Genomic DNA, 14213 nt, shown 5'->3' with positions numbered 1-14213 from the left:
TTTCGGCATCATGCTCTATCTCACCCAACCCGCTGCCAGCGCGCCTGCCCAGTCGGCACGGCCCCTTTCGGCGGCCAGTGCCGACATCGCCATATGGTCATAGGCGACGGTTCGGAACTGCCATGTCCATCCGCCCGCCGCCTTTTCCAGAATGACATAACTCGCCAGCGGATGGCCGGCTTCCACCTTGTGATAATAAGGCAGCTCGTCGTCATAGGCCGGGCATCCGACGCTGCCAGGATTGACGATCAGGCGGCCGTCGGAAAGCCGGACGACTCGAGGGATGTGGCTGTGACCGCAGAGGATCAGCGGCAGGTCGATGCCTTCGGCTAGTGCTGCGATCGCTTCGATCGGCTTCAGGAAGACGAAGCCCTCCGGCGACACCGATTCCAGCCAGTAGAGATTGTCGTCCTTCGGCGTCGCGTGGCAGAGATAGACCTCGCCGCGATAGACGGTATCGAACGGCAGGCTTCGCACCCAATCGAGATGCGACGGCGACAATTGACGATAGGCGGCGGCATCCGAAACATGCATCGCCGCCGGATCCTGTTCGATCAGGTATCGGTCGTGATTGCCGCGAACCGATGTCAGATTAAGCGGCATCATCAGATCTGCCGTCTTGCCCGCCTCAAGTGGTCCGCTGAAGAAGTCGCCGAGATTGACGATCTCCTCGATGCCCTGCGCGCGAATGTCATCAAGCACGGCTTCAAGCGCCAGGTGGTTGCCGTGAATGTCGGCGATTGCCGCAAACCGCATTTTTTAGCTCCCTCGGTAGGTAGAATAGCCGTAAGGCGATATCAGCAACGGCACATGGTAATGCGCCGTGACGTCGGCAATGCCGAAGCGGATCGGCACGAGATCGAGGAAGGCGGGATGCGGCAGCGGCGTGCCGCTGGCCCTCAGATAATCGCCGGCGTGGAAGACCAGTTCATAGGTTCCGGCCCGAAAATTTTCGCCAATGAGGATGGGGCCGCCGTCAACCCGGCCGTCGGCATTGGTCTCCACCGTCTTCAGATGCCTGCGAATCTCGCCGTCAAGCTGGAAAAGATCGATCCTCAAGCCCTCGGCCGGTTTGCCGAGAGCGGTGTCGAGAACATGTGTGGTCAGTCCGGTCATGGGGCTGGCTCTTTGATGATATAAGGGGTTTCGAAGAAGTACTCTTCCAGATTATTGCCCGGCCCGTCACGGTCGACGACCAGGAAATCACAGGCTTGGCCGAGCGCCATCAGCGGATGATGCCAGACGTTGCGGCGATAGTTCACGCCCTGATCGCCGCGCGCCAGAAACACCTGCGGCCTGCCCGGGCGGCCGTTCTCGTCATCGGAGACGACGACGAGAAAAGGACGGCCCGAGACCGGCGAGAAACTCTGGCTGCCGAAAGGATGGCGCTCCATCATGGTGACTTCATAGGGGAAGCTGCGCGGCTGGCCGCGAAAGAGGTTGATGATGACGCGCGCACCCTCGCCCGTCGCCTCGGTGGCGGCGAGCGCATGGAAACGCTCCGTCGTGCCGCCATTGATGAGCCGCATCGAGGCGGGATCGGCTTCGATCACCTCGCCGAAGGAAGCAAAGGCGGATCTCGTAAGCGGACGGATGTCGAGATGTGGGGGCAATCGCTCACTCACCTTCGGCATGCCAGTGACGGATGGCATCGATCGCGGAAAGAAGCTCCGGCAGCGTGCGATACGTCGCCTCCCAGATGTCGGAAGGATCGAGGTCAAAGACACCGTCGAGGATACGGTTGCCCGTGCCGCAGATTTTCGTCCACGGCAGATCGGGATGCTCGCTCGCAAATTCCGGATGAGTCACCAGCAAGCGGGATGCCGCGGCACCGATGGTGAAGTGGCAAAAGGTGACCGCCTTGAAAGTGAGCTTGTCCCCGGCAAACGCCGCCCCATCCATTCCGCCGACGAAAGACAGCGCTTCGGATGCCGCCTCATACATCTCATTGAGATAGTCGATCGCGCGCCGCTCGTTCATTCAGCCTCCGGCAGCATCGTCGTCAGGCGCAGCAGCGCGATCCGCTCGACTTGCGCCGTCGCGGTCGCAAATTCTTCGTCCCTGCCATTGCCGATCCGTGTTTCGAAGGCCGACAGGATATCGTCCTTGCCGAGCCCCTTGACGGCGATGATGAAGGGAAAGCCGAATTTTTCGACATAGGCCGAATTGAGTTCGGTGAAGCGGGCATGTTCGGCCGGGCTCAAGCGGTCGAGACCGGCGCCGGACTGCTCCTTCCGGCTGTCTTCAGTGAGTTCGCCCGCTATCGCGAGACGCCCGGCAAGGTCAGGATGGGCGCTGAGCACGCCGCTCCGCTCCTGCGGGCTTGCCGCCCGGAAGACAGCGGTTAGCGACGCATGCACGCCGGCCGCCTTCAGCGGCTCCGTCACGTGGCCGGCGTCATAGGCGCGCTCGGCGATGAAAGGCGAATGTTCAAAGACGCCGCCGAAGCGGGAAACGAAATCCTCGCGCGACATCATCAGAGCGCTTCCGGCTGATGATGCTTGTGCCAGTGCTCGGCGATCTCGATGCGGCGCGGAATCCAGACCTTGTCGTGCTTCAGTACATATTCGATAAAGCGCTTCAGCGCTGCCGCCCGGCCGGGACGTCCGACGAGGCGGCAATGCAATCCGACCGACATCATCTTCGGGCTGCCCGCCTTGCCTTCCTCATAAAGCGTATCGAACGCGTCCTTCAGATAGGTGAAGAACTGATCGCCGGCATTGAAGCCCTGCGGCGTCGCAAAACGCATGTCGTTGGTTTCGAGCGTATAGGGGATGATCAGGAAGGGCTTACCGTCGACGCCCTTCACCCAGTAAGGCAGGTCGTCGGCGTAGGAATCGGAGGAATAGAGGAAACCGCCCTCCTCCTGCACCAGCCGAAGCGTATTGTCGGAAGGCTTGCCCTGATACATGCCGTAGGGCCGCTCGCCGGTAAGCTCGGTGTGCAGGCGCACGGCTTCGAGGATATGCTTGCGCTCAAGATCTTCGGGAAAATCCTTATATTCCAGCCAGCGGTAGCCGTGGCTGGCGATCTCCCAGCCGGCCTCCTTCATCGCGGCGACGGCCTCGGGGTTGCGGGCCATCGCCAGCGTCACGCCGTAGACGGTCGTCTGCACCTTGAGATCGGTGAACATCCGCCAGAGCCGCCAGAAGCCGGCGCGCGAACCATACTCATAGATCGATTCCATGTTGAGGTTGCGCTGCCCCGGCCAGGCGGCCGCACCGACGATCTCCGACAGCAGGTTTTCGGAAGCCGGATCTCCGTCGAGGATCGAGCTTTCGCCGCCCTCCTCGTAGTTGATGACGAACTGCACAGCGACGCGTGCCTCGTCCGGCCATTTCGGATCGGGCGTCAGACGCCCGTAACCGACTAGATTGCGCGGATAAGTCTCGGATACCATCAAATCACCTTCTGAAAAGACGGGGAACGGTAGCATCCGCAGCCGGAATGTCGAGACGGAAACTGCTCCGCCGGATTTTGCCTTTACGGCACAAGCCTTTAGCTCATCAGCAGATTCAAGCGATTTTGCGCGCGCTGACCTTGCCCATCGGATGCAGCGAATGAACGCGGAAAGGACCGCCAGTGCCCTCTTCGATCATCAGGGCAACGTTGGAAACCATTACAGGTTCGCAGAGGACTGGCTCGAAGATCGTCCGCAACACCGGCTCGATGCGCGGCATGTCGATCGCGTTGACGGGGCCTGTCACAGGCATATGGAAGCGGAACTCCTCCATCACATAGGGATTGCCCCAGCGATGCAGATTGGAAAACTGCGTCGCCGACAGCCCGTCCGGATCGCTGCGTTCGATCTCGGCCTCGCTGAGCGGTGCGCGAAAACGATCGAATTCCTGCACGATCGCCGAGGCGAGATACTGGATCTGCTCGCAGGGAGTGCTCGGCAGCAGGCTGTAGAAATTGCCGAGCCGGGCAACTTCGATACGCGGAATCTGAAAGGGAACGAAGGTCCCGGAAAACCGCATAAGATCGCGCAGGAGTTGCGATTCGGGCATGTCGTGGGATAGGTGAAAGGGCGCCTTCAAAACGCCGTGAAAGCCGTAGCGCCGCGGCACGGCGGTATGGAAGGCGATCTCGTGAATACCGAGGCCACGAACTGCCGGAGGCTCCATCATATCGCCCGAAAACACGTTTCGGCCAAGCCAATTGGCGGCCACGAGCGACAACGGGTCGCTCGCCGGAGGCGTGAAGCAAATGGCATAGCGCATGCAATTTCCTCCATCAAGGAAGTGAGCGCCGTTCAGATCCGACGCTGTCGATGCGCAAGCAGATAGGTGATTTGCATGACAGAATAACGAAGCAGAGCAGCGGCTAATTCACGTTTAACGTGAAGCCACCGCGATATGGCTCGAAATCGCGAAGCTTTGCGGCAGCGAAAATTCGTGAGGTTCATCGCCTGCGATACATATCGCCGCCTCCGCCAGCAGGTGCGCGAGGCCGAAACTGACCTTGAAGCCGCCGGTCAGCGCGATCAGGCGCGGATGGTCAGGGTGGCAGCCCACCATTGGATCGCGGTCGATCGCCTTCGGGCGAAGCCCCGCCCAGCGCTCGACGACCGGCGCGGAACGAAGCGCCGGCACGATCGCACGCGCCGCGTCGATCAGTGCGTCGAGCTGGGCATCGGTGGAAGTAGGATCGTCGAAACGGTTCTCGCTGGTGCTGCCGATCGCGGCATGTCCGCCCTCATGGGCCACGACATAAAGCCCATCGAGGAAGATGGTCGGCAAGGCAGGATCGATATCGGCCTTGAGCAGCGCCGCCTGCCCCTTCACAGCTTGGCCGAGTGGCTGTTTCAGCCCCGGCGTCAGGCCTTCGAGCAGTGGAAAGGACTGGTGGCCGGCGGCGATGATGCAGCGCCCGAAGGCAACGGTCTCGCCGCCGACCTCGGCAATGCCGCGTTCGGGATCGAGGCCGGCAACCGTCGCATGCTCCAGGATGCGAACATGCTTTGCCCGCCGCAGGAAGGCTGTGAGCACCGCGATCAACGAGCGGGGCGCCACGCGGGCGGCGAGTGTGTCGTGCACGAAGCCGCTCTCGCCGGCGGACGCCTCGATCCAGCCGTCGACCGGCGGCCTGTCGAGCACATGCCACTGGAAACGGCGGTCCCCTGACCGCCAATGGTGTTCGGCGTCCCTGGAGTGACCGAGCGCTATTTTATTGAGATGCGGCTTCGGTAGCGGGATCAGCCGCCCGGACCTGTTATAGCAGGCTGAAAGTCCGGTTTCGGCTTCGAGCCCTGCGATCTCGGCTTCGAGCGAGACCAGCGCATCGAACTGGAACTGCTTCTTCTCCGACCAGCGATCCGGCATGTGCGGCATCAGCGCCCCGAGCAGGCCGCCGCTCGCACCTCCGCCTAGGCTGCCGGCGTCCGCGACAAAGGTACGGATACCACGGCGCTCGGCATGGACGGCCGCCCAGAGACCCATAATGCCGCCGCCGACGATCAGCAATTCGCAGGACGATTGACCTGAGACCGGCGCAGGACTATCGGCTTTTTCCATGACAGACGTGAACCCCGATCAGATTGGCGCAGGCGCCCCGCAGCCGCTCGAATGGCGCGACGGCGATATGCCCTATTCCACCGCCTTTGGCGATCATTTTTATTGCCAGACCGACGGGCGGCTGGAATGCGGCCATGTTTTTCTCGCCGGCAACGGCCTGCCGGAACGATGGAGCGGGCGGAAGCACTTCCTGATCGGTGAGCTCGGCTTCGGCACCGGCCTGAACTTCGCCGAGACCTGGCGGCAATGGAAACTCCACCGTGCAGACGGCCAGCACCTGCATTTCATCTCCTTCGAACTCCACCCGATGCGCGGCGAAGAAATCGGCCGGGCGCTGTCGCACTGGCCGGAGATCGATGCCGAATGCGAAGCGCTGACAGCGGCGTGGCCGCAAGCGCCTGATGGCATCGTTGAGCTCGATCTCGATGCCCAGACCACGCTCAGCGTCGTATGCGGCCATGCCTTGGAGGGCGTGACGGCGGCCACGCCCGGCTTCGACGCCTGGTATCTCGACGGCTTCGCCCCGTCGCGCAACAGCGATATGTGGTCGGAGCAACTGATGCGGCTCGTCTGCGAGAAAAGCGCAGCCGGTGGCACCTTCGCCACCTATGCGGCGGCCGGCTTCGTGCGCCGCAACCTCATCGCCGCAGGCTTTGCCGTCGAGCGCCGCAAGGGCTTTGCCGGCAAGCGCGAAATGCTCTGCGGCGTAAAAATGTTGGGCGCTGAAGCACTACCCACCAACCATCACCGTTCATAAAAATTATCCGGAGGTCAGTAGCTGGTGCGCTCCGGCTGCTGCTCGCTCGTTCCGAGCCACTGGCGGATTTTTTCCTCGAGCAGTTCGGGGCTGATCGGCTTCGACATGTAGTCGTCCATGCCGGCATCGAGGCAGAGTTCGCGGTCGCTTTCGAGCGCATGGGCGGTGACGCCGATGATCGGCACCCGGTGGCCCTGCCCCTTTTCCCGTTCGCGGATCGTCTGGGTCGCCTGATGGCCGTTCATGACGGGCATTGAGACGTCCATCATGATAATGCGCGGCGTATGCCGCTCCCAGGCGGCGACCGCCTCCTTGCCATTGTCGACGACGAGGAAGGAAAGACCCGTGCCTTGCAGGATCTGCGTGAAGACGATCTGGTTGACCTCGTTGTCCTCGGCAACGAGCACGTCGACGAATTCAGCGGCCCGCTTCTGCGGCATAGGCGCCGGCTCCGGCGCGGCCGCTTCCGTCTGCAGCCGGGCAATCTCGGCTTCGGAAGCCTGCTTGACGCGGCTGGCGCGCACCACTTCGACGACCGTGTTGCGCAGCACGTTGGCGCGCGCCGGCTTCATCAGATGCGCGTGGCCGTTCAGCGCCGCGAATTCCTTTTCGGTGCCCGAAATATCCATCGACGTCAGGAAGATGATCGGCAGTTCGACGAAGCGGGGATCGGCGCGCAGCCGGCGCGCGACATCGGCGCCGTTCATATCGGGCATGTGATAGTCGAGCACGACGGCGTCGACGGTAACGCCGAGACCGGCCGCCGCCTCCAGGATCGCAAGCCCGGTGCCGCCGCCCTCGGCGGCCACGCCGTCGAAGCCCCAGAGAGACAGCTGCTCGGTGAGGATTCGCCGGTTTACTTCATTGTCGTCGACGACGAGGATACGCGCACCCTGCACATTGATCGGCAACGGCTTGGGCTCAAGGCGGGCAGCCGCCACCGCAAACGGCAGGTTGATGGTGAAGACGGAGCCCTTGCCCCATTCACTTTCGACGCTGAGATAACCGCCGAAAAGGTCGACGAGCCCGGCGGTGATCGCAAGACCGAGGCCGGTTCCTTCATGCCGCCGGGTCGACGAGGCGTCCACCTGCGAGAATTTATCAAAGACCGATTCGAGCTTCTCCGGCGGGATGCCGATGCCGGTATCCTCGATGCGGATGCACGCCATGACCTCGCCGCCGGCCGCCGGCTGGAAGCCGACATCGACGAAGACATGGCCGCGCTCGGTGAACTTGACGGCGTTGCCGACGAGATTGGTGACGATCTGGCGGAAACGCCCGGCGTCGCCGATCACAGCGGCGGGCAGATCGGGTGCGGCCCGCACCAGGAGTTCGATGTTCTTCTCGGCGGCGTGCGAGGACAAGAGTGTCGCCACGTCCTCCACCGCTTCGGTGATATCGAAGGCGGCCTTGCGCAGTTTCATCTGCCCGGCGTCGATCTTCGAGAAGTCGAGGATATCGTTGATGATCGTCAGCAGCGCGTTACCCGACTTGACGATGATATCGACGAAGGTCTTCTGGCGGGTATCGAGATTGGTCTTGGCGAGCAGCTCCGCCATGCCGAGCACGCCGTTCATCGGCGTGCGGATCTCATGGCTCATATTGGCAAGGAATTCGGATTTGGCGCGATCGGCGGCTTCGGCGCGCGACAGCAGTTGGCGTAGCTCCTCCTCGCGGCTCTTGAGCTCGGTGACGTCGGTGAAGAGCGCCACCCAGTGTTGCCCCTTGCTGACCGTCGCATCCATGTTCACCCAGCGCTCGCCGCCGACATGGAAGGCCGTGGAGATCGGCAACCTGGCCGCGATACTGTCGCGCCAACCTTGCAGAATCTCGGCCGCGTCCTCGTGGAAGTCGCCGCGCGCCGCGCAGAACTCGAACATGCCGAGCCAACCCTGCCCGGTCTCGATATAGGTGGAGGGAATCTCCAGGATATGAGCCAACGCCTCATTGGACATCTTGATAATGCCGTCCTGAACGATGGCTAGGCCCTGCGGCATGGCATGCGTCGCGTCGCGCAACAACTCGCCGAGATGTTCCAGCGCGGCACGGGCCTCGTGGACTTCATTTTCCCGCTCACGCACGGCCGTAATGTCGGCATAGGTGAGCAGGATCCGGTCGTTCGAGATACGGCGGCTATCGAAGATGACGGATTTGCCGCCCGCCCAGCCGAGCTCGATCGGCTCGGGCTCCTCGGTCTCGAACAGGTGCTTGCGGAAATCGTAGATCTCCTCGGGCGTCTGCGTGCCGTCGTAGCGACCGAGCTCATAATTGCGGCGGATGACGTCGATGAAGGGCCGGCCATCGAAGGGATCGTCGAGTGGCAGCTCCCAGATGCCGTAGAACTCGTCGTTGACGTAGAGGATCCGGTGGTCGTTATCGAGGATCAGCACGCCGACCGGCAACGAGCGTAGGATATTCTCGATATCCCGGTGCAGCACCTCTTTGTGTTTCTGCGCCTCGATCAGCGCCTTCTCTCGTTCCTTGAGTGGCGAGATGTCCGAAAAGGAGCCGACGACATAGGGCCGACCATCCGCTGTCACGACGCGGTTGACGCGCGAGAGGACGGAATAGATATGGCCGTCCTTGCTCGGCAGCAGGCTTTCGATCTCCTTCGACCTGCCTCCCTGCAACGCCAGCAGGTTTTCCTGGTAGATCGCCTCGCCCCCGTCCGGACCGAACATTTCGTGTTCGGTCATCCCAAGGACCCGAGAACGGCTATGACCGCTGAAGGTCTCGTAATATTGATTGGCGTAGACGAGGCGATGCTTCTCGTCGCGCACGAAGGCTGCGACCGGGAGGTCCTCCAGGATGGTCCGCAGCAGGTCGAGCTCATTGACGCTCTCGTGCCAGGCCGTGTCGCCGACAGCCGCGGGCTTTGCACCGTTGCGATAGGCGGCGTTGACGACCAGCGGCCGGCCATCCCCTGCAAAGATGCCGATCGGCTGGTCGAGCTGTTCCAGCGCCTCGCGCACGCGAGCGAAATCGGCGGCGGCGCTATCGTCCGCGGCCCGGCGCTGCGGCGCTCGCACTTCGAAAATGCCGAGCACATAAGCCCGGTCCGGCGACGGCGAGAAGCTTTCGATCTGGATGCGCTCATGCCCGACACCCGCCGCATCGAAGCAGATGGCGTTTTCCTCGGTGCCGAACACCAGCGCGCGGCGTTCCTTGTCCTCGCGCTCCTCTTCCTCGGGGCGGTCGAGAAGCTCGCGGCTGCGCCTGCCGATGAAATCGGAGATCTCGCGGCCTAGAAAGCGGGCATAGGCCTCGTTGACGGCGATATAACGCAGCTCGCTGTTCTTGACATAGGCCGGGGTATCCAGATCAGCGATCCGGCGGCAAGCCAACTCCAGAAGTTCCCCGGCTGATTTCAAAAAATATCGCTCCCGCAATAAATGAAATATCGACTACAAAAACTATAACGCCAAGGCTTTTAACAAGGTTTTAACCATAAAATTCGACAGCGGAATTTTACGAGCCGGCTCACCAAGCTGAAGATAATTCGGGATTACCAGCCCCGGCTTGCACGAGACTGAAAGGTCGCCTGCGATAAATCCTTTCGACGTCGGGATCCGCTGAAATCATGACGAAAATTTAATGCCGAAACCGCTTGCGCGGACATTGCGCTGCCGCGATCCGGGCCGAGTCTGCGGCATGGCTTTATGGAAGCCATGCCCATGAAAGGAAAATACCATGTCCGTTCTTCATAAGACCATGGCGACGGGCCTGATTGCGCTGACCTTTGCCGGCGCCTCGCTCGCCACCGCCACCACCGCCGATGCCCGTCCACGCGATGCCTTCTGGGGCGGCCTTGCCGCCGGCGTCGTCGGCGGCGCCCTGCTGTCGGAGGCCGTCCGTCCCGCCTACCCGGCCTATCCCGCTTACCGCCCCTACCCCGTTTACCGGACCTATTACCGGCCGGACTATTGCCACTTCGAATGGTTGCACGACGATTGGGGCAATCCCTATCGCGTCAAAGTCTGCCAGCGATAACAGAAACCGCATCCGGCGCCGCTTGACCTCCCGGCGGCGCCGACCCAGTGCCATCAACGACGACCAAATGAAACTGGCGGATTTTCATCCGCCAGTTAAAAGCCGATCGGGCCGTATTTTCAACGGTTACGGAGAAAGTTCCTCCAGCACGCGGTCCTTGGTTTCGATCGCAAACAACATCGTGATGATTGCACCGACGATCAGAATGGCTGCGAAGCTCGCAAAGACATACTGGATGCCCATGGAAGACATCACCGTGCCGACAAGGATCGGGCCGGCCGATGATCCGAGGCGAAGCCAGGCACTGCCGGTTCCTGTTCCCAATGCCCTGAGGCGCGTCGGGTAGATCTCTGCCGAGTACAGGTAAAGGGAGAATGTGACAGTCTGGACGATCGCATAAGCGAGACCGGCTAGGACCAAAACCTGGATGGGAGAGGTCGCGCCGAGCCATGCGAGAGCCAGCAGCGGGACGGGAGCGAGAAGCAGCGCTCCCGTGTACCAGCGCTTGCGTCCCACCTTGTCGATGAGCAGCGCGCAGATCACAGCGGCGATTACGCCTCCGACCGATGTCAGGAAACCATAAAAGATGCTGGTTTGAAGCGGGAGGTTGAAGACCTGTCGATACAGGGTTGGCAGCCAGGTGATCGTACCGTTGGCAACCGTATAGGCGGTGAACCACATGGCCCAGATGGAAAGCGTCCGCTTCAAGTAGACGCCCTGGAAGAGTTCGCGCCAGTCCGACTTGCGGCGGACCGGCGCCTGGATGAGCTTCGGTTCGGGCAGTTCCTTGCCGGCTGCACGAGCACTTTCTTCCATGCGGGTGACGATAGCGTTTGCTTCGCCGTAGCGGCCGTTGGCAGCTAGCCAACGCGGTGATTCCTTCAGGAACCAGCGCAGAGGAACCATGATGATTGCGGGAACGAGACCGACGACGAACATCGCCTTCCAGCCGTAAACCGGCACCAAGAAGTAGCCGATCAGCCCGGCGCCGACGAGGCCCATCAGGAACATGACCTCATAGAGGAGGAAGAACTTGCCCCGCCCCTTCGATCCGATCAACTCGTTGATGTAGGCGCTGGCGACCGGGACCTCGCCGCCGGTGCCGATCCCCTGGACGAAACGGAAGGCCATCATCATGCCGGCCCCGGCAGCAAACAGGCATGCGACATCCATGCTGACGAACAGCAGGATGGTGAACAGAAGAACTTTCAGCCGACCGACCTTCTCGGCGAGCCAGCCAAACAGGATCGCACCGATCAACTGTCCCAGATAACCCATCGACAGGATCATGCCGGTCTGTGAGGGGGTCAGGCCCCACTCGCGGACCAGGACGGGCATGGCATAAGCGATGGCGATGACCGTGTAGCCGTCGAAGAACGTTGCGGCGCCGACGATGTTGCGCGCCCAGAATACCTCGCGGGTGATGGGAAGACGCTCCAGACGAGCGCTGATTTCGGCCTGAGGATCAGCGGCATTCGCCGTCTCAGCCGGTATAGGCTGCATGACATTCATTGGTTCCTCCTTCTCGCCCCGTGGCCTACCACTCTCCCGGCCAGGGGCGCTCCTGCTTGATGGTTGCTACTGCGCGTCAGTTCGTCCTGTCAGGGCAATGGCCTTCAAAGACGTTCAAATCTGCCTTGGCGGGCCCCATGGTTTCCTCCTCCCTTCGCAATGCGCCCCTGCGACCTGCGCAGGGGCGTCAAAGAGGTCACTCGGCAGCCAGCAACTGGTCAACGCGACCGATACCGGCGGCGTCGAAGGCAGCAAAGATCTCCGCTTCGGCCTTTTCGCCAAGGCTCTTCAGCGGCTCGCGGATCGTGGCGTGATCAAGGATACCGCGGTGGACGAGGCCGAGTTTCAGGGCCACGGTGCCTTCCATATGAGAGCCGCGGTGATAGACGGCACGCGTCACCGGAAGAAGACGTTCGAAGATCTTGCGCGCTTCCGGATAGTCCTGCGCCTTGCCAGCTTTGATCAGGTCGATCAGCAGTTCCGGCGCGATATTGCCATAACCGACGAGCAGACCGTCGACATCGAACATGGTTGGCAGCAGCCATTCGTCATGGCAACTCAGAACCTGCAGCTTTGGATTGGCCTTCTTCAGCTCCGGAATTTCGACATACCAGCGCTTCATGTTGCGCACGCCGTTCTTGGTAGCGACGACGCCTTCCTGGGTAGCAATCGCAAGCTGTGTATCCAGATCGTATGATGCCTTGGTGGCGTCAGGATATTGGAACAGGATGCACTGGAGGCCAGACTCCTGCCAGATTGCCTTGTAGCGATCCTGAGGCGCTCCCTTCTGAAAGCCGAAACGCAGCCAGCCGTGGTTCGGATAGACGAGCGCGCCGGTGGCACCAGCGGCCTTGCATTTCCTGGCCTCTTCGGCGGCGACCCTCGTGCCTTCACCGGTAATCCCGGCAATGATCGGAACGGCACCGTCGACCGCTTCAACATAAGTGCGGATGAGAGCAAGACGCTCATCTTCCGTCAGGAAGGTGCCTTCGCCGGCATGGCCGAGGATGACGAGGCTTTTGACGCCTTCCATCGAGACCAGCCATTTGGCGAGCTTGGCGTTGGCTTTGTGATCAACTTCACCGTCGCGGGTGAAAGCGGTAACGGGGGCCGGGCTCAGCCCGCGCATATCCATCGGTTGCATATTGGTCTCCTCCTTCGTGCAATCGCGGTTCGTTCGCAATCGATATAGGATCGTTTACGGGAACGTTCCCACTATCGTTGTCGAATTCTCTGGAGTCAATATCTTTTTTGAGGCATGCTGGAGAGCGGCGGCTCAATGCCGACTCGAATGGAAAAGGCTCAATGAATTCAAAGACGGATGAAGTTCCGGGGCAGACCCGCGTCACCATTCACGGCGTCGCTGCCGCAGCCGGTGTCTCCAAGTCCACCGTGTCCCGCATTCTCGACGAAAGGCTTCCGCGATCTGACAGCGAGACCGCGCGTCGCGTGCGCAAGGTTGCCGAAGAGCTGGGATACGTTCGGGACGTTTCCGCAGCGAGCCTCAGGCGCGGCAACACGATGACAATCGGGGTGATCGTGCCCAGGCTGACGGATACGGTCATGGCCATGCTTTACGAAGCACTGGCCAAGGCCTGCAGCCGTAGTGGCCGCTTCGCGATTGTCGCAACGACCGACGACAAGCCAAAGGCAGACCGGCTTGCGGCCGAGTCTCTGCTGAAGCGCGGTGTCGATGGACTGATTCTTTCGACAGCGCGGGAAGACGATGACTTTCCGGACGAGCTGGCAAAACGCGGTATTCCTTATGTCCTGGCACTCCGGACGGATGGCCACAGCCTCTCGTCGGTCGGCGATGACAGGCTCGGTGGGTACCTCGCCGCCCGCCACCTCCTCGATCTCGGCCATCGCAGAATCGGCGTCATTGCCGGTCCATCCTATGCCTCCAGTTCGCGGGGCCGCGTGGAGGGTTTCCGCCACGCCCTGGAAGAGGCTGGATTGAATGCAGATCCCTCATACATCATTCCCTCGACATTCGGCATCGAGTCCGGTGCGGTAGCCGTCGAGACACTGATGCACCTTAATCCGCGCCCAACCGCTATTTTCGCGGTGAACGACAATACCGCCATCGGCGCCTTGTCGGGACTGACGAAACTTGGCCTTTCCGTGCCGCAGGACATCTCGATCGTAGGCTATAACGACATTCCGATTGTCAGCCACCTCCCCACGCCGCTGACGACGTTGCGGGTGCCGTTCGAGCAAATTGCATCAAACGCCCTTGATCTTCTTGCCGGTGACAACAGTCCTGCCGACGAGCGTATTCGGATCTCGGCCCCAACCCTTATTCCAAGGAAATCGACGGCACCGATACGCTGAAAGGCCGCGAGGCCGCGCGCACTTCCCCGCATCTGCATACGATTGCTCGAATGGATGCGATCACTCTATTCTCCGACACAAATGACCGGATGTTTCGCAGACCA

Annotated in this window: 14 protein-coding genes; 3 read left to right on the top strand and 11 right to left on the bottom strand. The window is 61.5% G+C overall.

The features are described from left to right. Positions 1–15: 15 nt before the first annotated feature. From GR198_RS01420 to GR198_RS01385, 8 genes are all read right to left on the bottom strand, one after another. Complete coding sequence (locus GR198_RS01420) at positions 16–756, bottom strand: metallophosphoesterase family protein (RefSeq protein WP_029872317.1); 741 nt, start codon at positions 754–756, stop codon at positions 16–18. 3 nt (positions 757–759) lie between these two features. Then, positions 760–1116 (bottom strand): hydroxyisourate hydrolase, encoded by a 357-nt coding sequence (gene uraH / locus GR198_RS01415; protein WP_003541961.1) that lies wholly within the window; start codon positions 1114–1116, stop codon positions 760–762. Beyond that, the gene (locus tag GR198_RS01410; RefSeq protein ID WP_164067037.1) at positions 1113–1634 is read right to left on the bottom strand and encodes an ureidoglycolate lyase; all 522 of its coding nucleotides are present in this window, start codon (positions 1632–1634) and stop codon (positions 1113–1115) included. The genes uraH and GR198_RS01410 overlap by 4 nt, the downstream gene beginning before the upstream one ends. Continuing rightward, positions 1618–1980 (bottom strand): HepT-like ribonuclease domain-containing protein, encoded by a 363-nt coding sequence (locus GR198_RS01405; RefSeq protein WP_017994887.1) that lies wholly within the window; start codon positions 1978–1980, stop codon positions 1618–1620. The genes GR198_RS01410 and GR198_RS01405 overlap by 17 nt, the downstream gene beginning before the upstream one ends. Then, positions 1977–2477: a 2-oxo-4-hydroxy-4-carboxy-5-ureidoimidazoline decarboxylase gene (gene uraD, locus GR198_RS01400; RefSeq protein WP_164067034.1), complete on the bottom strand. Its 501-nt coding sequence runs from the start codon at positions 2475–2477 to the stop codon at positions 1977–1979. Before uraD ends, GR198_RS01405 begins: the two co-directional genes overlap by 4 nt. After that, positions 2477–3400: an allantoinase PuuE gene (gene puuE, locus GR198_RS01395; protein WP_164067030.1), complete on the bottom strand. Its 924-nt coding sequence runs from the start codon at positions 3398–3400 to the stop codon at positions 2477–2479. The genes uraD and puuE overlap by 1 nt, the downstream gene beginning before the upstream one ends. 115 nt (positions 3401–3515) lie before the next feature. Beyond that, positions 3516–4223, bottom strand: coding sequence for a DUF1045 domain-containing protein (locus tag GR198_RS01390; protein WP_011653058.1), 708 nt, complete (start codon positions 4221–4223; stop codon positions 3516–3518). A gap of 114 nt (positions 4224–4337) precedes the next feature. Then, positions 4338–5516, bottom strand: coding sequence for an NAD(P)/FAD-dependent oxidoreductase (locus GR198_RS01385; protein WP_164067027.1), 1179 nt, complete (start codon positions 5514–5516; stop codon positions 4338–4340). Between GR198_RS01385 and mnmD the strand changes: the two genes are divergently transcribed. After that, complete coding sequence (gene mnmD, locus GR198_RS01380) at positions 5515–6273, top strand: tRNA (5-methylaminomethyl-2-thiouridine)(34)-methyltransferase MnmD (RefSeq protein ID WP_164067025.1); 759 nt, start codon at positions 5515–5517, stop codon at positions 6271–6273. The two genes, GR198_RS01385 and mnmD, sit on opposite strands and share 2 nt — an antisense overlap. Positions 6274–6287: 14 nt before the next feature. Here mnmD and GR198_RS01375 read toward each other — a convergent pair whose 3' ends face one another. Further along, positions 6288–9644, bottom strand: a complete 3357-nt coding sequence (locus tag GR198_RS01375; protein WP_164067023.1) for a PAS domain-containing hybrid sensor histidine kinase/response regulator — start codon at positions 9642–9644, stop codon at positions 6288–6290. A 319-nt stretch (positions 9645–9963) separates the two neighbouring features. On the opposite strand from GR198_RS01375, the gene GR198_RS01370 reads away from it, so the two are divergent. Next, entirely contained in the window at positions 9964–10263 is a 300-nt protein-coding gene (locus GR198_RS01370; protein ID WP_029872324.1) for a hypothetical protein, read from the top strand. A 126-nt stretch (positions 10264–10389) separates the two neighbouring features. Here GR198_RS01370 and GR198_RS01365 read toward each other — a convergent pair whose 3' ends face one another. Beyond that, positions 10390–11775: an MFS transporter gene (locus GR198_RS01365; protein WP_164022854.1), complete on the bottom strand. Its 1386-nt coding sequence runs from the start codon at positions 11773–11775 to the stop codon at positions 10390–10392. Between the two features lie 196 nt (positions 11776–11971). Then, on the bottom strand, positions 11972–12919 hold the full coding sequence (locus tag GR198_RS01360; protein ID WP_029872326.1) for a dihydrodipicolinate synthase family protein: 948 nt from the start codon (positions 12917–12919) through the stop codon (positions 11972–11974). 161 nt (positions 12920–13080) lie between these two features. Here GR198_RS01360 and GR198_RS01355 point away from each other — a divergent pair, with 161 nt between their 5' ends. Then, complete coding sequence (locus tag GR198_RS01355; protein WP_003541983.1) at positions 13081–14109, top strand: LacI family DNA-binding transcriptional regulator; 1029 nt, start codon at positions 13081–13083, stop codon at positions 14107–14109. Positions 14110–14213: the final 104 nt, after the last annotated feature.

Source organism: Rhizobium leguminosarum (assembly GCF_010668065.1).
Lineage (GTDB): Bacteria > Pseudomonadota > Alphaproteobacteria > Rhizobiales > Rhizobiaceae > Rhizobium > Rhizobium leguminosarum_S.
This window is presented reverse-complemented; position numbering and strand designations above follow the sequence as displayed.

Bases quoted from the DNA above. Each gene is read 5' to 3' on its own strand.
- GR198_RS01420 (WP_029872317.1), bottom strand. From the start codon at position 756: ATGCGGTTTGCGGCAATCGCCGACATTCACGGCAACCACCTGGCGCTT.
- uraH (WP_003541961.1), bottom strand. From the start codon at position 1,116: ATGACCGGACTGACCACACATGTTCTCGACACCGCTCTCGGCAAACCG.
- GR198_RS01410 (WP_164067037.1), bottom strand. From the start codon at position 1,634: ATGCCGAAGGTGAGTGAGCGATTGCCCCCACATCTCGACATCCGTCCG.
- GR198_RS01405 (WP_017994887.1), bottom strand. From the start codon at position 1,980: ATGAACGAGCGGCGCGCGATCGACTATCTCAATGAGATGTATGAGGCG.
- uraD (WP_164067034.1), bottom strand. From the start codon at position 2,477: ATGATGTCGCGCGAGGATTTCGTTTCCCGCTTCGGCGGCGTCTTTGAA.
- puuE (WP_164067030.1), bottom strand. From the start codon at position 3,400: ATGGTATCCGAGACTTATCCGCGCAATCTAGTCGGTTACGGGCGTCTG.
- GR198_RS01390 (WP_011653058.1), bottom strand. From the start codon at position 4,223: ATGCGCTATGCCATTTGCTTCACGCCTCCGGCGAGCGACCCGTTGTCG.
- mnmD (WP_164067025.1), top strand. From the start codon at position 5,515: ATGACAGACGTGAACCCCGATCAGATTGGCGCAGGCGCCCCGCAGCCG.
- GR198_RS01385 (WP_164067027.1), bottom strand. From the start codon at position 5,516: ATGGAAAAAGCCGATAGTCCTGCGCCGGTCTCAGGTCAATCGTCCTGC.
- GR198_RS01370 (WP_029872324.1), top strand. From the start codon at position 9,964: ATGTCCGTTCTTCATAAGACCATGGCGACGGGCCTGATTGCGCTGACC.
- GR198_RS01365 (WP_164022854.1), bottom strand. From the start codon at position 11,775: ATGAATGTCATGCAGCCTATACCGGCTGAGACGGCGAATGCCGCTGAT.
- GR198_RS01360 (WP_029872326.1), bottom strand. From the start codon at position 12,919: ATGCAACCGATGGATATGCGCGGGCTGAGCCCGGCCCCCGTTACCGCT.
- GR198_RS01355 (WP_003541983.1), top strand. From the start codon at position 13,081: ATGAATTCAAAGACGGATGAAGTTCCGGGGCAGACCCGCGTCACCATT.